The sequence below is a fragment of the Oculatella sp. LEGE 06141 genome (assembly GCF_015207605.1).
Classification (GTDB): domain Bacteria; phylum Cyanobacteriota; class Cyanobacteriia; order Elainellales; family Elainellaceae; genus Oculatella.
This window is the reverse complement of record NZ_JADEWO010000011.1, coordinates 121662-144614: the sequence shown is the minus strand read 5'-3', so window position 1 is coordinate 144614 and position 22953 is coordinate 121662. Positions and strand designations below refer to the sequence as shown.

Sequence of the window (22953 nt, the reverse complement as noted above, 5' to 3'; positions counted from 1 at the left end):
CAATTCAACAGAAAACTCAATATGCCGATGTCTTTCTTCATAGTCGTGCTGCTGATTCATTCAGAGTTGGCGATAGACGATGGCGATAGCGTTAGAAGGCAGGCTGATAAACTGGTTAACTTAACCGATCATTTAGTTTATATCGTTTGCCATCATGGGCGCTTACCCAGCCAAACAGCGAATTTCTGTTGAGATTGATGCAGCAGTGGTTCATCAGCTTGACCAGTTAACGGACGATCGCACCCAGGCTATTGAAGCCGCTATTCGGTTGTGGTGCCAGCAGCAAGCGACGCAAAACCTCAAACAAGCCGCTGCTTTGCGCCATCAACTTCACGACAACGATGAAACCGGATGGCTGGTATGAGGTACAGTAGTGCCACGAGCCGTGATTCCCTGAGGCGATCGATTCGGTGGACATTTTTACCCAGGCGTATCAGTACGTTGTTGATAATCCCGATCGGCTGATTCAAGCGCTGTGGCAGCACTTGCAGCTAGTTGCAATTCCACTGCTGATTGGCTTGCTGGTGGGTTTGCCGTTGGGATTGTGGAGTGCGCGATCGCGTACAGCCTCTACGGTTTTAATCAACCTGTTTAACGGGCTGCGGGTGATTCCCAGTCTGGCTATTTTGTTTATCGCCATTCCCTATTTAGGGCTGAGTTTCCAGTCGGCGCTAATTGCCCTGACAGTTTTGGTGATGCCGCCGATTTTAATTAGCACAGACGTTGCCTTTCGCACTATCGATCCGATGATTCGTGAAGCGGCTTACGGCATGGGCATGGATAACAGGCAAGTGTTGCGGCAGGTTGAAATTCCCCTGGCGCTTCCGGTTATTCTCGCTGGAATCAAAACGGCAACGGTAGAAGTAATTGCCAGTGCGACTCTTGCGGCGTTTATTGGTGCCGGAGGGTTGGGTACGTTTATTGTTCTGGGGTTTGCACTGTACGACAACGCCGTCCTACTGGTTGGGGCAATTCCGGTCGCAATTTTGGCGTTGCTAGCCGAAGTTGGCTTAAGCACCCTGCAACGTAGCGTGCAACCGCCCAGCTAATATCAGGGCAAGTTTTTGAGGAGATGACCTGCGCTATCGAGCCTGGGAGAGTTTCATGCGCTGACGAACCTGCATCCGGCGGGCAGGATGGGCAGCCACTTCCAGAGCCAGCAAAGCTCCGTTAATTACAAAGGCAAGGAACGCAACGGCGATCGCCCCAGCCCAAATTTTGTCGTAGCGTCCAGCCTGGGCAATGCCATCAAACAACAAGGTACCCAGACCACCCGCCCCAAATTTTGCGCCAATTGTAGCAATGGCGATCGCCACAATAGCCGACAGCCTCAAGCCTGCCAAAAACAGCGGCAAAATGAGAGGAACCTGCACTTGCCACCACCGCTGCCATGCGCTCATTCCCATGCCCCGCGCGGCTTCTAACACAGCCGGCTGAATAGATTGCAGCCCTACGGTCAAATTTCGTACCAGAATCACCTGGGTATAGATCACCATAGCTGCCACCACTGACTGCGAATTGAGGCCAAAGATGGGTACAAGCAGAATGATGAGCGCCAGACTGGGAATGGTATACATCACCCCCAGAACGCCCAACACAGGCACATTCAGCCAGCGGTAACGGGTGACTAGCAGAGCGATCGGTAGGGCTAGCAACACAGCAACGACCAGCGTCAGGCAGGTCATTTGCAGATGAGCTAGCAGAAGCGTAAAAACAATGCCGGGATTGCCAAGGATATAACTCATGCACTGGCTCCAACGCTAGCAGAATCGCGGATGTGTTCTAGCGTTAACACCCCAACGGTGGCACCGTTATCCAGAACCGTCAGCGTCTGTGCGCCAGTTTTTAAAATTAACGACAGGGCATGACGCAGGCTGTCGCTTCGGGTCACGGTTGGTTCACCGTTGTGGCGATAGTTATCTGGAGCGCTAATCATAGCGGTTTCAACTCGCAACAAGCTGAGTTGACGCACCATATCGTCTGCTCCCATCAAGTCATAGACGAAGGGATTGGCTGGCTGAGTCAGGATATGAAACGGTGTGTCGTATTGCACAATCTTGCCGTCGCGCAATATCAGAATGCGATCGGCCAGCCGCAAGGCTTCTTCTACATCGTGCGACACGAAGAGAATTGTTTTTTGGAGCTGGCGTTGTAGCCGCAAGATTTCGTCTTGGAGACTGGTGCGGGTAATAGCATCGATCGCCCCAAACGGTTCATCCATCAACAGCACATTTGGGTTCCCTGCCAATGCCCGGGCTAAGCCCACGCGCTGTTGTTGTCCACCCGAAAGCTGAGCCGGATAGCGATTGCGGTATTCTTCGGGCGGCAGCTTAATCAACATCAATAGCTCATCAATTCGAGCTTGAATAGTAGGACGGGACCAGCCCAACAGCTTTGGCACCACCGCAATGTTTTGAGCCACCGTCATATGGGGAAATAAGCCCGATTGCTGGATGACGTAGCCAATCTGCTGCCGCAGTTTTGTTACCTTAGCCCGACGAATATCGGCATCGTCAAGATAAATCGTGCCTGAGGTTGGCTCATAAAGACGGTTCACCATCTTGAGCAGCGTGGTTTTGCCGCAGCCCGATGGCCCCAAAATGACGACCAGCCTGCCCGTTTCGATCTCACAACTGCACTGATCCACGGCTGGACGAGGCGCACCGGGAAACTTCAAAGATACTTGCTCGAACCGAATTGCGCTCACAGATTCCTCTCCGCAATAGACGCTACACTGGCGACCCTAAACTGAAACGTCGGGCAATCAACTATCAAATCGTAGAGGCTGGAGGCGTGCCGTTTTAAGCAGCTACCGCCTGAAATCTATTAGCCTGTGGTGTCACTCAGTCCAAGCATCGACCTTAAATCAAGCCCTCCTGCGCCAGAAACTCTCTAGCCACCTCGGCGGGTTCTCGTTGATTGCCGCTGACTTCATAGTTGAGCTGCCGCATCACCTCATCTGTTAGCCTTGGAGCCAGTGCATTGAGCGCTTCTGCAACTTCAGGATGGGTATCTAAAGCGTCTTGCCGAACCACAGGCGCAACCTGATACGGCGGGAACAACTGCTGATCGTCTTCCAGAAGCACCAAATCAAAAGCGCTGATTTCGCCATCGGTGCCAAAGGCCACTGCTACGTCGGCTTCACCATCTACTAAGCCTTTGTATCTCAGTCCTGCATCGACAGCTTTGTATTCTTTTAGCTGGAAGTCGCCATAGGTCGTTTGTAGCCCTCGCAATCCATCCTCGCGCACCTCAAACTCCGGTGGGCCAATCATCGTTAGCTCGTTGGCTCTGGCGGCCATTTCAGAGATGGTGGTCACGCCAAAGCGATCGGACCCCTCTTGAGTCATCGCTAGCCCCTGCGTGTTGTTCATGGGTGAAGGGTCTAGCCAAACTAAATCAAATTGCTCTTTGTAGGCACTACTCACCGATTGATACACCTGCTGCTGGTCACTGGCGGCAGGCAGTTTAAGAACCGTCAGCAGGGCCGTACCCGTATATTCGGGATACAGGTCAATTTCGCCACTTTCCAAGCCTGCCTGAGCGACGGGTGTTCCTCCTAAATTGAGCTTGCGTTCAACGGTCAAGCCCGCATTTTCAAGCACCAGGGCATACATCTCGCCAATAATAAATTGCTCACTGAAATCCTTGGAGCCAACCTTGATTGCTCCACTACTGCTGCCCGTTCCACCTCCACCCGCACAGGCAAAAACCGTGAATGCTGTGAATAGTGCCAGCAGTGGGAAGAGTAATCGACGACGAATTGGCTTCATAGGAACACTCAACTGGGAGCAAGTTAAAAGTTGATTGAGATGCGTAGGGAAATGAACTACTACATCCCCTTCACAGCAATCATACTGGACTGAGCAGAGAGATAAAGCTGACTCATGATAACGTTGCGATCGATCGGACGTATTTCCACCCCAGGTTAGAGGTTCTTTCAAACACTTGCTTACAAAACCCAGGCAGCAGTGTGAATAGTAACCGCTCGGTGCTGCACATCCTGTTCTTCTACGAACAAAACGGTGCGTTCATTGTGCCGTACCAGCCCAACGCAACCAATGTCGCCCCGGTCACAATGTTAACAAAATGTTAACAACGGTTAACGTTTGGCGTTTGATTAGTGAGGGTACGTCTGGCGTACGAATGTTTTGTGGCGAGCCGCATCAAGACCCCAAGCAAATGCCCAAGCCTCTGGCCGTTCGAACTAGAGTGCCGTTCGGATCAACGGTGCTGTATTGGGCGATCGCTTCTGCAATGGGCACACTCACCACCTGGCGATTTTGCCAGGTAACGATCTGGTCGTACCGTTCTTCAGCAATCAGGTCAACGGCGGCCACACCAAACGCGCTAGCCAGCAAGCGATCGAGCGGCGATGGCACCCCTCCTCGTTGGGCATGGCCTAATACAGTGACGCGAGTTTCGGCTCCGCTACAGGCACAGATCTGGTCGGCCAGATATTGACCAATGCCGCCCAGGCGTGCCTGTCCCAGGTAGTTTTTACTCATAACGGGTTCGCCCGTCTCAGTCAGCACGGCTTCTGCCACGATCATGACTGAAAAGTTTTGCCCCCGCTCCTGCCGCGCTTTGAGTTTCTGGCAGATATTGGCGATCGTATAGGGAATTTCGGGAATCAAAATCACGTCGGCTCCGCCTGCAATTCCGGCACTGATGGCAATGTGACCCGCATCACGACCCATCACTTCTAAAATCATGACGCGCGAATGGCTGGCTGCTGTGAAGTGCAGCCGATCTAGCGCTTCCGTGGCAATATTAACCGCGGTATCAAAGCCGATCGATCGCTCTGTAATGCCTAAATCGTTATCAATGGTTTTAGGAATACCCACCAGGTTGATGCCCCCTTGCTGCGCCAGTTTGCGTAAGATCGCCATACTGCCGTCGCCGCCAATGCCGATGAGTGCGTCGAGTCCGAGTTGGTGATAGCCTGCGATGATTTCATCAGAGCGATCGCTCAACGTGCCGTCTGCTAAGGGAAAGGCAAATGGATTGCCGTGGTTGGTGGTTCCCAACACGGTGCCACCTGCAATGAGCAACCGATCGGTCTGTTGAATGTCTAACATCATCGCTTCGGGAGGGCGAGCCATTAGCCCATGCGTGGCGCGACAAATGCCAAACACGTCCCAACTGTAGGTGTCGATCGCCCGATGAACGACCGCCCGAATGGCGGCATTCAGTCCGGCACAGTCTCCTCCACTGGTCAGAATACCGATGCGCTTCGTTGCTCCCATTAGCCGTTTTTCCTTCGTCTTGAATAGATGTGTGCTGTCGCGCTGGTCAGCGGGCTGGGCTGGCTTGGATGGTCTAGCGGTTGAGCGTTAAACTGGTAAATGTAACAAGCAGTTAAGAGCATCGCCGCCAACGGGCCAGCCAGCACGATGGTCATCCTGTACGGTCGCCTGTGGGCGATCGCAACGATCAAGCAATGGAGTTTGCCGATGATGGCGATCGCGGCATTTAACCCCGACCCATCAGCCGACCACCAGCATTGCTACAGATGCCTGATTTGCCAAGATACAGGTGTCGTGTGCCAAACTGACAGCTTTTGTAGGTTTCTTTATGATTAAGCTCAGATGGCCTCTGGTTAGTTGGAACTGGCTACTGCCGCAAGCGGGTTAAACGCAGTTTTTCGACTGCTTTCTATAGTTCGCCTAAAGTTACATCCCCATCCGAGAATGCCTTCCTAAGATAGAAGTAGAGGGCAACTGGATAGCTCACCATAGGGTGGTGTTATCCCCACGGCTATCTAGAGCAAACGATATCCAACGGGAAGGAGAATACCGTATGACCGACGTGGATCAACCGTTAGCACTCGATCACGAACATGCCCTTGACCGAAATTACATGACCTTATCTCGGCATGTATTACAGCAGCTTCATAGCTTTTCAGCCGACGCGCAAGACTTAAGCGCATTGATGACGCGAATTGCGCTGGCTGGCAAGTTAATTGCCCGCCGTTTGACCAGAGCTGGCTTAGTAGAGGATGCTTTGGGCTTTACCGGACGAACCAATGTTCAGGGTGAAGCGGTCAAAAAGATGGATATCTTTGCCAACCAGGTCTTCATTTCGGTGTTTGAGCAAAGCGGTTTGGTATGTCGGTTGGCATCCGAAGAGATGGAGAAACCGTACTACATTCCAGAGAATTGTCCTGTGGGTCGCTACACCTTGCTCTACGATCCGATCGATGGCTCATCCAATGTAGATATCAACCTGAACGTGGGTTCAATCTTCTCCATCCGCAAACAGGAAGGGGATGATGCTGACGGCACTGCAACGGATCTGCTTCAGGATGGGCATAAGCAGATCGCCGCGGGCTATATCCTTTATGGCCCAAGCACAATGCTGGTTTACTCCATTGGTACGGGGGTACATGCATTTACATTAGACCCCAGTATTGGTGAGTTTATTTTAGCGAACGAAAACATCCAGGTTCCGACGCATGGCCCTGTTTACAGCGTTAATGAAGGGAATTTCTGGCAATGGGATGAATCGATTCGAGACTACATTCGCTACGTCCATCGGCATGAGGGTTACACCGCTCGCTATAGCGGCGCTTTAGTGGGCGACATTCACCGCATTTTGTTTCAGGGAGGGGTGTTTCTCTATCCAGGGACGATCAAAAACCCGGAAGGGAAACTGCGGTTGCTTTACGAATCGGCTCCGCTAGCCTTTTTAATTGAGCAGGCAGGCGGCAATGCCAGCACGGGAACACAGGCCATTTTGGATGTGGTGCCAGACAAGATTCACACTCGCACTCCTCTGGTGATTGGCAGTAAGGAGGATGTGGCGCTAGTGGAATCGTTTATCCAGGAGCACTTGCGCGAGCAACGAGATAAAGCAATTCTGACCTCCCAATCTTAAAGTTTAGGGCTGAGTCTGTTTGAGCATTTAGTTTTGATAGGAGTAAATTTGAATGACCTCTGAAAATCACATTCTTGAAGTCAAGCAATACGGTCAAAGTATCTGGATGGATAATTTGACGCGCGACATGATTCAGTCGGGCGAGCTTAAAGGCTTGATTGAAGATCGGGGTATTAATGGTATTACCTCCAATCCCGCTATTTTTGAGAAAGCGATCGCCGGAAACGCAATTTATGATGGCGATATCGAAGCGGGAATCCGCGAGGGGAAATCGATTCAGGAAATTTACGAAACGTTGATCTTTGACGATATTCGTAATGCTTGCGACGTGTTGCGTTCGGTGTACGACCGCACCGATGGCTTAGATGGCTATGTCAGCATTGAGGTGCCGCCCAATATTGCCCACGATACAGAAGCCACGATTCGCGAAGCCAGACGGTATTATGATGCGATCGGTCGTGAAAACGTGATGATCAAAATCCCCGGCACGACGGCTGGTTTGCCAGCGGTGGAAGCGACGATCGCAGATGGTATTAACGTCAACGTGACGCTGCTGTTTTCGGTAGATAGCTACGTCAACACGGCCTGGGCGTATATCCGTGGGTTAGAAAAGCGAGTGGAGCGCGGCGAATCGGTTGACCGTCTGGCTTCGGTTGCCAGCTTCTTCCTCAGCCGGATTGATAGCAAGATTGACGGGTATATTGACGACATGCTGAAGCAGGGTGCCGATCGAATCGAGAAAAAAGCCGAGATTGAATCGATTAAGGGCAAAGTAGCGATCGCCAATGCCAAAATTGCCTATCAGAAGTACAAAGAAATTATCCAGAGCGATCGCTGGCAGGCGTTGGCAGCAAAAGGAGCTAAGGTGCAGCGGCTACTGTGGGCTAGCACCAGCACCAAAAATCCAGAGTACAACGATGTGATGTATGTAGACGAGTTAGTAGGGTTAGATACAGTCAATACCTTACCCCCCGCTACAATCGAAGCCTGCGCCGATCACTGCGACATTGCCGACCGGATCGAAACTGGCGTTCCAGAAGCCTACGAGCTAATCGAGAACCTAGGCACACCCGATGTTGGCATTAATCTCGACCAGGTGATGGACGAACTCCTGACCGAAGGCATCGACAAGTTCGTTCAGCCGTTTGAATCCTTGATGAAGTCCCTCGAAGATAAAGTCAAGCAGCTCCAGCCCATTTCCTAACGACGAATACAGGATCGGGGGCTAACCTCCCCGATCCCTGGCTTCAATTTCTACTCCCGTTCTCTCCAACCCAGTCTCCAATTGCTTATGGTCTCCCTAGTCGAAAACCCCCTTCGCGTCGGCTTACAGCAAGATCGAATCCCCGAACCGCAAATTTTGATTATTTTTGGTGCGTCAGGCGATTTAACTCAGCGCAAGCTTGTTCCTGCTATTTACCAGATGAAGCTCGAACGAAAACTGCCGCCGGAGTTAACCGTTGTTGGCGTTGCTCGCCGAGACTGGAGTCACGACTACTTCCGCGACCACATGCGGGAGGGAGTGGAACAGTATGGTGGTGGCATCGGCGCTGAGGACATCTGGCAAGATTTTGCTAAAGGGCTATTCTACTGCTCGGGCGATATTGACAATCAAGACAGCTACCAAAAGCTAAAAGCCTTCCTGGGAGAGCTAGACGAAAAGCGCGGCACTCGCGGAAACCGAGTTTTTTACTTATCGGTTGCCCCTCGTTTCTTTTCGGAGGCCGCGCAACAGCTTGGTACAGCGGGTATGTTGAGCGATCCCAAGAAGCAACGGTTGGTGATTGAAAAGCCATTTGGCAAAGATTTGGCCTCAGCCCAACTTTTAAACCAGGTAGTGCGGCAGGTTTGCAAAGAAGATCAGATCTACCGCATCGATCATTATTTGGGCAAAGAGACGGTGCAAAACTTGATGGTGTTTCGGTTTGCGAACGCCATTTTTGAACCGTTATGGAACCGACAGTTTGTTGATAACGTTCAGATTACAGTTGCAGAGACAGTTGGCTTAGAGGGTCGAGCTGGCTACTACGAGTCGGCTGGTGCGCTGCGAGATATGGTACAAAACCACCTGATGCAGCTCTTTTGCCTGACTGGAATGGAACCGCCCAACGCGCTGGATGCTGATTCTGTTCGTAATGAAAAGGTTAAAGTGCTGCAAGCCACCCACCTAGCCGATGTAACCGAGCTAGAACTCTCGGCTACGCGTGGGCAATATACCTCTGGCTGGAGAGGGGGCAAGCCCGTGCCGGGGTATCGGGAAGAGGAGGGAGCCTCTGCTGAATCGACAACACCGACCTATGCTGCCTTGAAGCTTTACGTGGACAACTGGCGTTGGAAAGGTGTTCCTTTCTATTTGCGAACTGGCAAGCGGATGCCGAAAAAGGTGACAGAAATTGCGATTCAATTTCGCGAGGTGCCTTATTTGATGTTTCAGTCGGCAGCAAAACAAGCTAATCCAAACGTTCTGGCGTTGCGAATTCAACCGGATGAAGGAATTTCGCTGCGGTTTGAGGTGAAAACACCCGGTAATTCGTTGCGAACGCGTTCGGTGGATATGGATTTCCGCTATGATGCTGCGTTTGGTCAGCCCAATAAGGAAGCCTACAGCCGTTTGCTGATTGACTGCATGTTGGGAGATCAGACGTTGTTTACACGCGGTGATGAGGTAGAGGCATCCTGGCGGATCTTAACTCCCTTGCTTGAAGTCTGGGACGCTCCTGCGGCGGCTGATGTTATTCCCTTGTATGAGGCAGGAAGTTGGGGACCCGTTGAGGCCGAACTGTTGCTGAATCGGGACGGACGGCGCTGGCGCAGGCTTTAGAGCGTTCATGCTTCAGTTACCGCACTGCACCGATCGCGACATTGATTACTCCATACCATTACTTAAACACTGAACAATGAGCACTCCACTTGTTGCCCTACAAAAACCAATCGATATCTCCCTGGACGAAATTGAGGCGGAGCTTAGCAAAATTTGGCACAGCCAGGATGGTAACCGGACGGCTCCAATCGCCACTAGAGCAACCACATTTAGCATGGTGGTGTATGAACCAGAAGAATACCAGCAGATGTTGGGCGGGTTAGGCTTTTACACCGGGACGATCGACGGTAATCATGGGTCGCAAACGAAAGAAGCGATCAAGAAAGCGCAACAAACCTACGATTTTCGGATTACCGGACGAGTCGATGCAGAAACGCTGTCTCGGCTGCGCGAAGAGTTTGAGAAACTGCCTCCAGAGCGCAAAGAGGGCAGCAATCCTGATATGCGTGGCTTTAGCGTTAGTGAAGCGATCGCCGCTCAAAATCCCTGCCGCGTCATCACCTTGTGTCCCACGTTGGGTGAAGACAGAGGGGTAACGGCACAGGTTTCGGCCTATTGTCCCTTGCAAAAAAATGCGGCGAGCAGCCTAATTTGCTGTGAATACATTACGCTAAAGGGCACGAAAGAAGCGCTGAACCGAGTGGGCGATCTGGTCACATCCCTGATGATTTCGGATCTGCCTAAGTTTGTTTGGTGGAAAGCGACCCCAAACCCGGAGCAAGAGCTATTTACGAAGCTCTCTAAGAGCTGTAATTGTTTAATTCTCGATTCTTGCTATTTCAGCGACCCAGAGTCGGAATTTCCGAAGATTCAAGAGCTAATTGAGGCTGAAACCTACGTTGCCGATCTCAACTGGCATCGTCTTGCTTCCTGGCAAGAGTTAACCGCGTCAGCGTTTGACCCACCGGAACGGCGAGCGGCACTGGCAGAGGTCGATCGCGTCACAATTGACTATGAAAAAGGCAATGCGGCGCAGGCGTTGCTGTTTTTAGGCTGGTTGGCGAGCCGGTTGGGCTGGGAGCCTGATTCTTACACCGAAACCGGGGGCGAGTATGGGCTGACCCACATTCGCTTTAAGAGCAGCGGTTCAAAATCGCACAGCATCGAAGCAGAACTGGCTGCGATTCCAACGGCAGATTGGGGCGAAATTCCAGGCGATTTGATTGGTCTGCGGTTAACCTCAACGAACCTCAATGCCGACTGCTGTACAATCCTGTGTTCTGAAACAACGGGCTGTATGCGGATGGAAGCGGGTGGTTCTGCCCAGTCGTGCCGTACAGAGCAAGTAACGCCGATGAATGATCAAAAGGCAGAGTACCTGTTAAGCCAGCAGTTGCAGCGTTGGGGACGCGAAGTTTTGTTTGAAGAGAGTTTGGCTGTTGCCTCTCAGCTTCTCAGTTTAAGAACGGGTGAACAATAGCCGAGAATGGGGCAATCGGTTTAACTTGAGCGTGAGCGAAATGGAGCGATTGGTAGCGTGGGTCATGGCATTGCCTGACCCACTGATGTTTACTGACACTGCTGCTTACCGATGTGTATGGGCAGCGATCGCCCCATCCCTAAACCCCTGATCCACTATGTCGCTCATCATTGCCGGAGAACGAAGCGGAGTCGGTAAAACGACCGTTACTTTATCGCTGTTAGCAGCGTTACATGCCCAACAGCAGCGGGTGCAGTCGTTTAAGGTAGGGCCTGATTACATTGACCCCATGTTTCATCAGCACATTACGGGACGATCGTGCCGCAACCTAGACCCTGTGCTAACGTCGGAAGCCTATGTTCAGCAGTGCTTTTGGCAGCATACGCAAGCGGTTGACTGTGCCCTGATAGAAGGGGTAATGGGGCTATTTGATGGAGCAACTGGGGCAAATGATTGGGCTAGCACAGCACACATAGCTCGGTTGTTAGATCTGCCCATTCTGTTGGTGTTGGATTGTAGCCGTTTGTCGCGTTCGGTGGCGGCGATCGCCCACGGGTATCGTAGCTTTGATCCACGCCTGAAACTGGCTGGAGTCGTGCTAAACCGGGTAGGCAGCGATCGCCATCTAGAATTGCTGACGGCAGCATTAGCGCCACTCGCTATTCCGGTTCTGGGTGTGTTGCGACGGCAGGATCGGCTGACCATTCCCGATCGCCATTTGGGGTTGGTTCCAACGGCTGAACTCAAGACGCTAAACGATGTGGTCGCACAACTGACGCAGGTGGGTGAAACCTGTTTTGATTGGTCACAGTTACGCCCGCTGCTTCAGGTTGAGCGGCGATCGCCCCCGGAAACGGATACAAACCTGGTACCCTCATTACCTGCACACCTTGCTGGGTCAGTCAGACTTGCAGTGGCTCGCGATCGCGCCTTCAACTTTTACTATGCCGATAACCTTGAACAGCTAGAACAGCTTGGTGCAGAAGTCGTGGACTGGAGTCCTCTGGCAGATGCGGCTCTGCCAGAGAATATCGGTGGGCTTTACCTAGGTGGGGGGTTCCCGGAAGTGTTTGCCGAGGCATTAGCTGCAAACGAGTCGGCTCGGAACTCGGTGCAGGCTGCGATTCAGGCGGGAATGCCCACCTATGCCGAATGTGGCGGGCTGATGTATTTATCGCAACAGTTAGTTGATTTCGATAACCACTCATGGGACATGGTTGGTGTCCTGCCTACCGTCGCGCAGATGGGTCAGCGGTTAACCCTGGGCTATCGTCGAGCGGTAGCATTGCAGGATAGCCCTCTGATGCCAGCCGGAACCGCCGTTTGGGGACACGAGTTTCATCGCTCGACCCTGCAAGATGCGCCATCCCTACCGCTCTATACACTCCAGGGCTACGATTCGCAGCAACCCACCGCAGCGGAAGGATGGCGATCGCACCAGATTCACGCCTCTTACGTTCATCTACATTGGGGGAGCCGACCTGACATCCCCGCCCGTTTCCTGGCGCACTGCGCCCAATTCGTGCGTTAAGTGATCGACAAACCCTTATTCCAAACGGCAGAATTTACGTTCTCGATCGAACTGCGGCTCTTGCCAGGAGAAAGCAAAGTGACTCACCGTGTTCAGTTGCGGTGCGGCCTGTCGCAGGGATTGCATCTGAGCCTCCAGTGGAGGACGACCCGTAATGGGTGCGCCCCAGACTCCGGCCAGCACAGGCATCACCTGTGCCCCAGGAGGTGCCAGAGACAAAACCCGCTGCACTTGAGACACAATACAGCCGGTGTTGCCGCAGGTACCATAGGCCATCGGATGCCATTCAATATTAGCCGGGAAGCGATCCCACGGCTGCAAGCGGGAGTCATAGCCGCCTTGCCCAACGGGTTGGTTGGCTTCTGGGAAGAAGACCGCTCCGGCTGAAATGCCAGCTTGCTGAACGGGTAAAGATGCCATTGCCAGAAAATCGACAACGCCTTGAATGGCGTGTGCTACGCTCAACTGCCAAAGCTGGAATTGCAGCGGTGCTCGAACCTGATCCGGCGGAGCAGGCGGATTGACATTCGTGGGAGTACGTCCCTGCCACAGCGGTTCTAGCTCATTGGGGTAAAGACTGCGAACCGCCGCAATGTCTCCTGTGGTAATGTAGCCCTTGCTCAGGTAACGGTAGATCAAATCTCGACCGCTTTGATTCAGGCCGCGATCGTACAACGCTTGTTGAGCGGCCGAGCCATAAATCCACAAATCCTGCACCCGACTGGCAACCGATGCCGCACCCGATCCTCTGGGGTAGCGAATGTAGTCAAACAAAACGCCATCGGGTTTGCGAGCCACAACGGCCTGCACCATAGAATAATAATCGCGTTTGGCCTGTAAATTGTATGGATCAATAAAGGTTTCTTCTGAGTTGGTGCTGTTGATCTCAGTACTCAAACCAGCGGCCGTTTGAAACGTTAAACTGGTTTGCCCGGAACCGTTTCGAGCCAAAATCTGTTCGGTGCCCGGACGCTGACTGTAGGAATACCCGTAGTTCAGCGAAAACATCCAGGCATATACTTTTAGACCGCGATCGTGCCCTTTTTGAATCGTCTCGGCTAACAGATCTCGATTTTCATAGCCTGGTATCCGAATACTGGCAGGCCATGCGGTGCGATTTGTGGCGGCGGGTAGGAGCACCTGACCGTTGTAAAACACTTCCAGGTACACCTGGTTATATCCTTTATCAACGATGCGATCGAGCAGTGCCTCTAGCGCTCCCTCTCTAACATCGCAGGGATATAACCGCAGCCAAATGGCCTGATTTTGAGGCCAGTTTTGCTGCCGACAGCGCTGCAACTGGTTGGCATGTTCCTCCAGCAGATTCTTATAGCGATTTTCGGCATTGCCATTGCCTTGCAGAGCCTCCTGTAGCAACGAGCTTTTTTGCGCGATCGCCTCTGCCGACATCTGACAATAATTGATGGCCTGGGCTTGAGCGGTCTTTCCCCAGCTAAGTGGACCCACAATCAAACTGCTGGTGAGAGCAGCCGCTAACACGTAGCCAAGCAAACGACGATACCGCCGTCCGACTTTTAGGGGGCGCAAACATCTCATCGAACTAACGACTCCTTGCACAGTGAATTCATAACTTCTGAACGTTAAACCTTTGACGGAGGGGTGTATTTCTAGACTAGTGTTGAGACGTTGCAATATCGATACAAGTGCCTAGAGTTACATCTAGAGTGAACATAGAGTGAACGGTTTAACATTTAACAAGATTAAGAAGCGGTTGAGCGTTTTTAACACGGTTAACTACTCTCTCAGGTTAGATATACAAACCAGAAAGCACTTCGTAAAATTCTAGGTAGAAAAAATAAAAGGCACCGCTCGACGTTGCTTCTCCCCTCATATTATTTGCAACTGTATGGTCACCACTCCTCCCTCTCAGGCATCTTCTACTCAATACCAGGTTACTGAGCCGCAATCCGAAATCGATGCACTTATTCCTGAACAGCGACAGGATACGGATATTGACCTCGAATTTTTATATACCAGAGATATTGAATTTCGTCAGGAAACAATTTATTTTTTGGTGGTCGATCGCTTCTACAACGGTGATCCAGACAATAACGAAGGCCCCAATCCAGAACTCTACGACCCAGACCGCAAAGACTGGGGCAAATACTGGGGTGGAGATTTGCAAGGCGTAATCGACAAGCTTGATTACCTCAAGAATATGGGAGTCACTGCCGTTTGGCTCACGCCACTGTTCGAGCAAGTCGAAGATTTGTTTGTGGGGCAAGCGGCGATTCATGGGTACTGGACGAAGGATTTTAAGCGCATTAATCCTCGTTTTTTGGGCAAAGATGAGGAGCCGTCGTTAAACAAAACACAGGACGCTAAAAACACAACGTTCGATCGCCTGGTGGCTGAGTTACACCAGCGCAAAATGAAGCTGATTTTAGACATTGTGTGTAACCACAGCAACCCCGATTTCAGCGGCAAAAAGGGAGAATTGTACGACGATGGCGTTAAAATTGCGGACTTTAACGACGATGTGAATCACTGGTATCACCATTATGGTGAAGTGACGAATTGGGAAGATGAATGGCAAATCCAAAACTGCGAGTTGGCGGGGCTAGCCACTTTCAACGAAAACAATGTTGACTACCGCAACTACATCAAATCAGCCATTAAACAGTGGCTCGATCGCGGCGTTGATGCGTTGCGGGTGGATACCGTTAAGCATATGCCCATCTGGTTTTGGCAAGAGTTTAATGCAGATATTCAAAGCCACAAACCGGATGTTTTTATTTTTGGCGAGTGGATTTATAACCATCCCAGCGATCCTCTCTCGGTTGAGTTTGTGAATTGCTCTGGCATGACCATTCTCGATTTTGGCCTGTGTGTTGCCATTCGAGGCGCATTAGCTCAGGGAGCCGAAGGCGGGTTTCATCTCATCCAGAATATTTTCAACCAGGATCATTGCTACAGTGGGGCGACGGAATTAGTCACCTTCATTGATAACCACGACATGCCCCGGTTCCAGTCGCTTAACCCCGATCCGGAAATGTTGCGCGTGGCGATCGCCCTGATTATGACCTGTCGCGGCATTCCGTGCCTCTATTACGGCACAGAGCAGTATCTCCACGACGACACCGATGGAGGGGATGATCCCTACAACCGTCCCATGATGACCCAATGGGATACGGAAACCGAAATCTATCGCCAGGTTCGGTTGTTGTCGGGTGTACGCCGCTTGAATCCGTCCATATCAATGGGCAGCCAGTGGCAAAAATACCTGACTCCCGATGTTTACTGTTACTCTCGCCGCTATCGCGAGTCCCGCTGTTTTGTGGCGCTTAATCGAGGAGAAGCGACAACGTTGGACGCGGTCGAAACCGACTTGCCCGATGGAGAGCATACCTGCGTCATCACGCGAACCAAATATGAGGTAACGGAGGGCAAAATTTACAACCTCGAGCTGGATCGTCGGGGTGTCGTTGTCCTCAGCCATGTGGGTGAGCGGGTCAAGGGACAAACCCTTGTTCGCGTGCAGCTCAACGGTGTCGAAACCCAACCCGGTGAAACGGTTGTGGTGATTGGCGATTGTCCTGAATTAGGAAACTGGGATATTGCCAAAGCCTATCCACTGGAATACATCAACTCGAACACCTGGTTTAACGAAATTCCGTTTGACGAAAGTGTGGGGCAGTTAATTAATTACAAATACGTTGTGTTGCGGGAAGGGAAGTCGCCACTGCGCGAAAATTTGGTGGCGCGTCGCTGGGTCATTGCTAGCGAGGGAACCGTAAAGTGGCGCGATACATGGGCATCCGGACACGAATCGTAAACGGTGCGGGTTGTTGTTTACACTGATGCGGCTGGCATCGGTGGGGCAGAGATTAGCGTTGGGCATCTGGTGGCCACTGCCGCTAGCGATATAGATATCACGGTGGTGGGGGTTTCTCCCACCGTGGTAGAGGCGATCGCCTCTCGTCGGTCTCAGGCAGCTCAATTTGTTTTACCTGCCCACGGGTTGAGTGCAGCGATCGCCCATTTCACAACGTTTTCTCGGCTGCAACCGGATATCATTCACTGCAATTGCTGCACGCCCTGGGCCTGTGCAGTAGGATTAACAGCGGCGTTGCTGCTGCCCCATGTTCGAGTAGTGCGGGTCGATCAGTTGCCGCTACGGACGACGGATGCAGTCGCGCTGTGGCGCACGCGGTTTCTGTCGCTACGGGTCGATGCTCACGTTGCGGTGGGTGCAGCCAGCGCTCGCCGGATGGAGGATTTTTACGCGCTGGGGCGAGAGTCTGTGGTGTCGATCCCCAACGGCGTGCCAGACATTAGCCTGCCAACTCCGCTGCCATCTCGGTCGGATGAAGCCCTGGTGGTGGGTAGTGTGGGGCGGCTCGATCGGATGAAAGCCCATGATGTGTTGTTGCGGGCGATCGCTCAGGTGGATGGGGTCAGGGTTGTAATTTTGGGAGATGGCGACGAGCGATCGCCCCTGGAAACCCTGGCGAATCAACTGGGGGTGAGCGATCGAGTTGAGCTACCCGGTTGGGTAGAAAATCCCCGGCTGTTACTGCCAGAGTTTGATGCAATCGCCCTTCCCTCTCGCTCCGAAGGCTTTCCGTTAGCGATGGTGGAAGCGATGCTGGCGGCGCGTCCGGTCATCGCTAGCCGTGTGGGCAGCATGGCCGAAGCGGTGATTGATGGTCAAACAGGCTTGCTAGTGGAAAAAGACAGTGTGGAGGGACTGGCACATGCCCTGATACAACTACGAGACGATCCGGCTCTGCGTCAGCGCTTAGGGCAGCAGGGTCGGGAAGTGGCGGTGGCTCGGTTCACCGTGCAGCAAATGACCACCCGTTACGAACAGCTTTGGCGCAGCCTGCAAACCACTCCTCCAACGCCTCGACTGCGGGTTCCTCGTCCGCGTGATTAGCCAGCCGCATAGTGCTGCTAGCAAACGATCTGGCAGAAACGGGGGCGATCGCCCCCGCTTCTGGAATCGACAACCAGCATCTTCTGCTGCATCTATATATAAGTAATTCCCTGGGGATTTGCCGTTGTGGTGATCAGGTGTTCAATCTGCACCGGGGTCAAGTTAGGAGCGGCACTCAGCAGCAATGCCGCAACACCTGCAACATGGGGTGTTGCCATGGAAGTACCATTCCAGCCATAGCTTTCGTACCGTCCACCTGGAACCGTCGATCGAACGTTAACCCCCGGAGCAACAACAAAATCAAGCGGGCGGTTTCCGGTCGGGTTGGAAAAATCAGCAACTTTACGCCGTTTGTCGATCGCCCCAACAGCAAGACCCAAGCCAATCGTGGAGGCCAGAGCGGGTTGATTCGGTCGTGTTGTCCCATAGATTTGGCGTTCGTTGCCAGATGCCATAACGACGACCACTCCCTTTTGCCGCGCCAGACGCAACGCCGACTTCTGAGCCTGACCCAACTCACTGCCGCCCAAGCTGAGGTTGATCACGTCGGCACCGTTCTGTACGGCATAGCGAATGCCACGAGCAATCGCATCATAAGAGCCAAACCCATCGTCGTCTAACACTTTGACCGGCATAATTTGAGCGTCATACGCTACGCCAGTTACCCCAACTTTATTATTCGTGGCGGCGATCGTGCCAGAAACGTGAGTGCCGTGTCCATTCCAGTCCATCGGGTCATTGTTGCCATTGACAAAGTTCCAGCCGCGCACATCGTCGATGTAACCGTTGCCATCGTCGTCTATGCCGTTGTTAGGAATGTCGCCCACATTTTTCCAAATGTTCGCTTGCAAATCGGGATGGTGATAATCCACGCCCGTATCAATCACCGCCACCACTGTTCCTTTTCCGGTAAACCCGCGCTGCCAAACGGCTGGCGCTTTAACCAGATCTAACGACCAGTTGCTCCCTCCCAGTTTGGTTCCGTTTTTTACAGGAGATCGGCCTGCTACCTGGGCGATCGCCGCCGCCGCATCGATCAACCCATAGCCATAGGCAAAGTTGAACTGTGGGGTTGAGCGGGCTTGAAAGCCGCGTGTACTGAGGTGATAGCGTCCCGTTTGGTTAGGATGAAAACTGCTGATCCGCAGCGTATAGTCAACTCCTGGCTGCACAATAAAGGTGAGGCTAGAGTCGGTGGTATACCCCAGATTCGCATCATCATTTTGAAACAAGACGGTGTTGGTACGGCGATCGACCAGTTGCAGATACGTATCAAAACTGAAAGAATTGAGCTGTACATGGATTTGCTGCCCAATCTTTGCTTTCACCAGGCGGTATTCATCAACAAAGCGATCGCCCCTCAGAAACTGACGGGCAAAGCGATCGCCTCTCTTCATCTGATTGCGATCGGCAGGACTGAGTTCACCGCGAATTTGCTGGGTTGGGCGAATAAATTGCTTGACAACGGCCTTTAGATCGAGCGTCCGGTCAACTTCTAACGTCTGTTTCAAGGCTCGCTGACGCTGAGTGGACGCAAACCGCATAGGGTGTTGCTTGTTCCGCCCATACCATAGATGCTCTGATGCTCGCTTGGAATTAGCAGAACTGCGTTGAAAGAAGGAACTGGAGGGTAACAAACTCGTCAGTGGTGACTGAGCCTTCGTGGAGTGCCATACCGTAGCGGTATATGACTTTAGATGCAGAGACATCCTGGATATTTCAACCCTTAATTTTCAAATAGTCTTTAAAAAGTCAGCTTGCAACAGTCGTAGAAATACGGAAGTCTATCCAGAACCTTAGTCTTTGATTATGCAGCCAAGATCAGTTAAACTCGCCTCTCTTTGCATAATCTTTCTGAAGTGGCTTTCTCAAAGGTGGTTTAAACGAATCCAATATCTCCGTAAGAGCGTTGCCTTCGGCAGGTAGCCCTTGCAATAGCCCCAGAATGCTGACCCTTTTCCGCAGGGTATGGCTACACCCCTATCCGGTATCGGGCTAAGAATTAGACCAGACATCTTCCTGAAACCCGTTTCAGTCGATTTGCGGCTCCTCACTTAAACCTACCCATGCCAACCAGTAAAATGGTGGCTATTTTGCTGAAGCAGGAATGGGACGATCGCGTCTTTTTCGGGCTGATGCAGAAACTGCATGACTGAAGAATCACGCTGTCTCTGCCATTTCTCGGAATAATTGTCAGAATTAATGGACAGCCAGCAAAAAACTCAGCACAAACTTGAAGCTCTGTAAGCTTCTAACTGATAATGGTCTGATACAGTTCTTAGAATAAGTGAACACATTCTCCCTAAGCGATCGTGGCAGAAGCAGGAAGTTACAAAGACACGGTTAATTTGCCCAAAACCAAGTTTGACATGCGTGCGAATGCGGTCAAACGCGAACCAGAACTGCAAACATTTTGGGCAGAGCATCAGATTTACGAAAAACTGTCGCAGAACAATCCGGGAGAACCGTTCATTCTGCACGATGGGCCTCCGTATGCCAACGGAGCGTTGCATATTGGCCATGCGCTCAACAAAACCTTGAAAGACGTGATCAATAAGTATCAGCTTCTCCAGGGACGCAAGGCTCAATATGTGCCGGGGTGGGACTGTCATGGGCTGCCCATTGAGCTAAAAGTACTGCAAGCAATGAGCCAAAAAGAGCGCGAGTCGCTCACGCCGATTCAGCTTCGTCGGCGAGCCAAAGAATGGGCCTTGCAGCAAATGGAACAGCAGCGCAGCAGTTTTATGCGCTACGGCGTTTGGGGAGATTGGCAGCACCCTTACCTGACCCTGAAGCCAGACTATGAAGCGGCTCAAATCGGCGTATTTGGGCAGATGGTCTTAAAAGGCTATATCTATCGCGGCCTCAAATCGGTGCATTGGAGTCCAAGCTCGCAAACTGCCCTAGCTGAAGCTGAATTAGAGTATCCCGAGGGGCACACCTCTCGCAGCATCTATGCCGCCTTCCCGATGGTGGCTCTTTCGGAGGGGGCAGCGTCCCTGTCGCCCTATCTGGCCGAATTAGGAGTAGCCATCTGGACAACCACTCCCTGGACGATTCCAGCAAACCTGGCTGTGGCGGTGAATCCTGACCTCACCTATGCGGTGGTAGAAGTCAGTGCCAGTGACGTGAGTGCCGATACATTACAGGCGATCGGCCAGGAAGCGATGAAAACTGGTGATGCATCGGGCATCTTTTTCCGCTACCTGTTGGTGGCAAAGGAGTTAATCGAGCGTTTATCGACCCTGCTCAACGTCAAGCTTACGGTTAAGGCAGAAGTGTCTGGCAGGGCGTTAGAGTTCTCCACCTACCGTCATCCCCTGTTCGATCGCGAAAGCCCGATCGTGATTGGTGGCGACTATGTTACCACCGAATCTGGTACTGGTCTGGTTCACACAGCTCCAGGGCACGGTGAAGATGACTTCAGGGTTGGGCAACAGTACGGGCTGCCGATCTTGAGTCCGGTAGACGAAGCCGGAAACTTTACAGAAGAAGCAGGGCCGTTTAAGGGATTGAACGTACTGAAAAATGCCAACGCTGCCATTATTGAGGCGCTGGTTGAAGCGAAGTCTTTGTTAAAGGAAGAGGTCTACGCCCATCGATATCCCTACGACTGGCGCACCAAGCAGCCCACCATCTTCCGGGCAACGGAGCAATGGTTTGCCTCCGTGGAAGGGTTCCGGGACGAGGCGTTGAAGGCGATCGCCCAGGTTCAGTGGATTCCGGTTCAGGGCGAAAATCGCATCACTGCAATGGTCAGTGAACGGTCAGATTGGTGCATTTCGCGTCAACGCAGTTGGGGGGTGCCCATTCCGGTCTTCTACAACGAAGCGACCGGTGAGCCGTTACTAAATGAAGAGACGATCGCCCATGTCCAAACCATCTTTGCCGAAAAAGGCTCTGATTCCTGGTGGGAACTCGCGGTTGAGGATCTGTTACCCGAAAAATACCGCAACGATGGACACACCTACCGCAAAGGCACCGATACGATGGATGTCTGGTTTGATTCTGGCTCATCCTGGGCGGCGGTTGCCAAACAGCGAGACGGTCTGCACTATCCGGTCGAGATGTACCTGGAAGGCTCGGATCAGCACCGGGGCTGGTTTCAGTCCAGCCTGTTGACCAGTGTGGCAACAAACGGCATTGCGCCTTACAAAACTGTACTCACCCACGGATTTGTGCTAGACGAACAGGGACGCAAGATGAGCAAATCCCTGGGAAATGTGGTCGATCCCGCCATTGTGATTGAAGGCGGCAAAAACCAAAAAACCGATCCGGCTTATGGGGCAGACGTACTGCGTCTCTGGGTGTCATCGGTCGATTATTCGTCTGATGTTCCCCTGGGGAAAAACATCCTGAAGCAAATGTCAGATGTGTACCGCAAGATTCGCAACACGGCGCGGTTCTTGTTGGGCAATCTGCACGACTTTGATCCGGCTCAGGATGCAGTGACCTACGACGAGTTGCCAGAACTCGATCGCTACATGCTGCACCGGATGACTGAAGTGTTTGCTGATGTTACCGATGCCTTTGAGAGCTACCAGTTCTTCCGCTTTTTCCAGACGGTGCAAAATTTTTGCGCGGTCGATCTGTCCAATTTTTACCTCGACATTGCCAAAGATCGGCTCTACATTAGTGCCGTTGATGCATTCCGTCGCCGCAGTTGTCAGACGGTGTTAGCCGTGGCGATCGAAAACCTGGCGCGGGCGATCGCTCCAGTGCTATCGCACATGGCAGAAGATATCTGGCAGTATCTCCCTTACAAGACACCCTTCGAGTCGGTGTTTGAGGCAGGTTGGGTACAGCTAGACGCAGCCTGGACGCAGCCCGATTTGGCCGCCACCTGGCAAGACCTGAGGCGAATTCGGCAAGACGTGAACCGAGTGCTAGAGCAGGCGCGAGTTGAAAAGGCGATCGGGTCATCCTTAGAAGCGAAACTTCAGCTTTATGTTGAAAACCCATCGCTGCAACAAAAACTGGACTCCATGAATCCTGCTGATTCCCTCAGCGGGAATGGGGTGGACGAGTTGCGCTACCTATTCTTAACCTCGCAAGTTGAACGGGTTGATGCCCCAGTACGGTTAACTGAGTTGAAGTACCATCTGCAATCGGATGCCATTACCGTTGGTGTGGTAACCGCAGAGGGGCAAAAATGCGATCGCTGCTGGAACTATTCCACCCATGTTGGCGAATCTCAGGCACATCCGTTGCTATGTGAACGGTGTATTCCTGCTCTAGAAGGCGAATTCTGAGCATCAGGTAAACAAAATCGGGATAAACCAGTCATCCTGAGTGACAGGCTGAAGCTCTGTGGTTCTTTGAAACACACAGAGCTTTTTTGTAGACTCCACCTGTTATCGCCACCAAAAACGAAGATGAAGGGCGATCGGCAAATAAGCCGC

At 52.2% G+C, this 22953-nt stretch carries 18 protein-coding genes; 12 read left to right on the top strand and 6 right to left on the bottom strand.

The window, feature by feature from the left end; translation table 11 throughout:
* Positions 1-154 precede the first annotated feature (154 nt).
* Together IQ268_RS10725 and IQ268_RS10720 are read left to right on the top strand one after the other, a co-directional pair.
* Entirely contained in the window at positions 155-364 is a 210-nt protein-coding gene (locus IQ268_RS10725; RefSeq protein ID WP_193878307.1) for a hypothetical protein, read from the top strand.
* A gap of 46 nt (positions 365-410) precedes the next feature.
* On the top strand, positions 411-1049 hold the full coding sequence (locus IQ268_RS10720; RefSeq protein WP_193878305.1) for an ABC transporter permease: 639 nt from the start codon (positions 411-413) through the stop codon (positions 1047-1049).
* Between the two features lie 33 nt (positions 1050-1082).
* On the opposite strand, the gene IQ268_RS10715 is transcribed toward IQ268_RS10720, so the two are convergent.
* The 4 genes from IQ268_RS10715 to IQ268_RS10700 form a co-directional block, all read right to left on the bottom strand.
* Complete coding sequence (locus IQ268_RS10715) at positions 1083-1745, bottom strand: ABC transporter permease (protein ID WP_193878303.1); 663 nt, start codon at positions 1743-1745, stop codon at positions 1083-1085.
* On the bottom strand, positions 1742-2707 hold the full coding sequence (locus tag IQ268_RS10710; RefSeq protein WP_193878301.1) for an ABC transporter ATP-binding protein: 966 nt from the start codon (positions 2705-2707) through the stop codon (positions 1742-1744). The genes IQ268_RS10715 and IQ268_RS10710 overlap by 4 nt, the downstream gene beginning before the upstream one ends.
* A gap of 154 nt (positions 2708-2861) precedes the next feature.
* Positions 2862-3773 (bottom strand): glycine betaine ABC transporter substrate-binding protein, encoded by a 912-nt coding sequence (locus IQ268_RS10705; protein WP_193878299.1) that lies wholly within the window; start codon positions 3771-3773, stop codon positions 2862-2864.
* A 393-nt stretch (positions 3774-4166) separates the two neighbouring features.
* A complete protein-coding gene (locus IQ268_RS10700; RefSeq protein WP_193878297.1) occupies positions 4167-5249 on the bottom strand; it encodes an ATP-dependent 6-phosphofructokinase in 1083 nt (360 codons plus the stop codon).
* A 147-nt stretch (positions 5250-5396) separates the two neighbouring features.
* On the opposite strand from IQ268_RS10700, the gene IQ268_RS10695 reads away from it, so the two are divergent.
* The 7 genes from IQ268_RS10695 to IQ268_RS10665 all read left to right on the top strand — a co-directional run bounded on the left by IQ268_RS10695 (position 5397) and on the right by IQ268_RS10665 (position 12651).
* The gene (locus IQ268_RS10695) at positions 5397-5585 is read left to right on the top strand and encodes a hypothetical protein (RefSeq protein ID WP_193878295.1); all 189 of its coding nucleotides are present in this window, start codon (positions 5397-5399) and stop codon (positions 5583-5585) included.
* A gap of 217 nt (positions 5586-5802) precedes the next feature.
* The gene (gene fbp, locus IQ268_RS10690; protein WP_193878293.1) at positions 5803-6879 is read left to right on the top strand and encodes a class 1 fructose-bisphosphatase; all 1077 of its coding nucleotides are present in this window, start codon (positions 5803-5805) and stop codon (positions 6877-6879) included.
* 52 nt (positions 6880-6931) lie between these two features.
* Positions 6932-8083 carry a transaldolase gene (gene tal, locus IQ268_RS10685; protein WP_193878292.1) on the top strand — a complete coding sequence of 384 codons (1152 nt, stop codon included), beginning with the start codon at positions 6932-6934 and terminating at the stop codon, positions 8081-8083.
* Between the two features lie 87 nt (positions 8084-8170).
* On the top strand, positions 8171-9700 hold the full coding sequence (gene zwf / locus IQ268_RS10680; RefSeq protein ID WP_193878290.1) for a glucose-6-phosphate dehydrogenase: 1530 nt from the start codon (positions 8171-8173) through the stop codon (positions 9698-9700).
* A 76-nt stretch (positions 9701-9776) separates the two neighbouring features.
* A complete protein-coding gene (gene opcA / locus IQ268_RS10675) occupies positions 9777-11120 on the top strand; it encodes a glucose-6-phosphate dehydrogenase assembly protein OpcA (protein ID WP_193878288.1) in 1344 nt (447 codons plus the stop codon).
* On the top strand, positions 11110-11271 hold the full coding sequence (locus IQ268_RS10670) for a hypothetical protein (RefSeq protein WP_193878286.1): 162 nt from the start codon (positions 11110-11112) through the stop codon (positions 11269-11271). The genes opcA and IQ268_RS10670 overlap by 11 nt, the downstream gene beginning before the upstream one ends.
* Positions 11272-11277: 6 nt before the next feature.
* Complete coding sequence (locus IQ268_RS10665) at positions 11278-12651, top strand: cobyrinate a,c-diamide synthase (protein ID WP_193878284.1); 1374 nt, start codon at positions 11278-11280, stop codon at positions 12649-12651.
* Between the two features lie 15 nt (positions 12652-12666).
* Here IQ268_RS10665 and IQ268_RS10660 read toward each other — a convergent pair whose 3' ends face one another.
* Positions 12667-14208: a family 10 glycosylhydrolase gene (locus tag IQ268_RS10660; RefSeq protein ID WP_193878282.1), complete on the bottom strand. Its 1542-nt coding sequence runs from the start codon at positions 14206-14208 to the stop codon at positions 12667-12669.
* A gap of 310 nt (positions 14209-14518) precedes the next feature.
* Between IQ268_RS10660 and IQ268_RS10655 the strand changes: the two genes are divergently transcribed.
* The gene (locus IQ268_RS10655; protein WP_193878280.1) at positions 14519-16447 is read left to right on the top strand and encodes an alpha-amylase family glycosyl hydrolase; all 1929 of its coding nucleotides are present in this window, start codon (positions 14519-14521) and stop codon (positions 16445-16447) included.
* A gap of 3 nt (positions 16448-16450) precedes the next feature.
* On the top strand, positions 16451-17551 hold the full coding sequence (locus IQ268_RS33365) for a glycosyltransferase (protein WP_193878278.1): 1101 nt from the start codon (positions 16451-16453) through the stop codon (positions 17549-17551).
* A gap of 92 nt (positions 17552-17643) precedes the next feature.
* Here IQ268_RS33365 and IQ268_RS10645 read toward each other — a convergent pair whose 3' ends face one another.
* Positions 17644-19095 carry a S8 family peptidase gene (locus tag IQ268_RS10645; protein ID WP_193878276.1) on the bottom strand — a complete coding sequence of 484 codons (1452 nt, stop codon included), beginning with the start codon at positions 19093-19095 and terminating at the stop codon, positions 17644-17646.
* Between the two features lie 768 nt (positions 19096-19863).
* Between IQ268_RS10645 and ileS the strand changes: the two genes are divergently transcribed.
* Positions 19864-22803: an isoleucine--tRNA ligase gene (gene ileS / locus IQ268_RS10640; protein ID WP_193878273.1), complete on the top strand. Its 2940-nt coding sequence runs from the start codon at positions 19864-19866 to the stop codon at positions 22801-22803.
* The last annotated feature ends 150 nt before the right edge of the window (positions 22804-22953 follow it).

Bases quoted from the DNA above. Each gene is read 5' to 3' on its own strand.
- IQ268_RS10725 (WP_193878307.1), top strand. From the start codon at position 155: ATGGGCGCTTACCCAGCCAAACAGCGAATTTCTGTTGAGATTGATGCA.
- IQ268_RS10715 (WP_193878303.1), bottom strand. From the start codon at position 1,745: ATGAGTTATATCCTTGGCAATCCCGGCATTGTTTTTACGCTTCTGCTA.
- IQ268_RS10705 (WP_193878299.1), bottom strand. From the start codon at position 3,773: ATGAAGCCAATTCGTCGTCGATTACTCTTCCCACTGCTGGCACTATTC.
- IQ268_RS10700 (WP_193878297.1), bottom strand. From the start codon at position 5,249: ATGGGAGCAACGAAGCGCATCGGTATTCTGACCAGTGGAGGAGACTGT.
- IQ268_RS10695 (WP_193878295.1), top strand. From the start codon at position 5,397: ATGGTCATCCTGTACGGTCGCCTGTGGGCGATCGCAACGATCAAGCAA.
- fbp (WP_193878293.1), top strand. From the start codon at position 5,803: ATGACCGACGTGGATCAACCGTTAGCACTCGATCACGAACATGCCCTT.
- tal (WP_193878292.1), top strand. From the start codon at position 6,932: ATGACCTCTGAAAATCACATTCTTGAAGTCAAGCAATACGGTCAAAGT.
- zwf (WP_193878290.1), top strand. From the start codon at position 8,171: ATGGTCTCCCTAGTCGAAAACCCCCTTCGCGTCGGCTTACAGCAAGAT.
- opcA (WP_193878288.1), top strand. From the start codon at position 9,777: ATGAGCACTCCACTTGTTGCCCTACAAAAACCAATCGATATCTCCCTG.
- IQ268_RS10665 (WP_193878284.1), top strand. From the start codon at position 11,278: ATGTCGCTCATCATTGCCGGAGAACGAAGCGGAGTCGGTAAAACGACC.
- IQ268_RS10660 (WP_193878282.1), bottom strand. From the start codon at position 14,208: ATGAGATGTTTGCGCCCCCTAAAAGTCGGACGGCGGTATCGTCGTTTG.
- IQ268_RS10655 (WP_193878280.1), top strand. From the start codon at position 14,519: ATGGTCACCACTCCTCCCTCTCAGGCATCTTCTACTCAATACCAGGTT.
- IQ268_RS10645 (WP_193878276.1), bottom strand. From the start codon at position 19,095: ATGCGGTTTGCGTCCACTCAGCGTCAGCGAGCCTTGAAACAGACGTTA.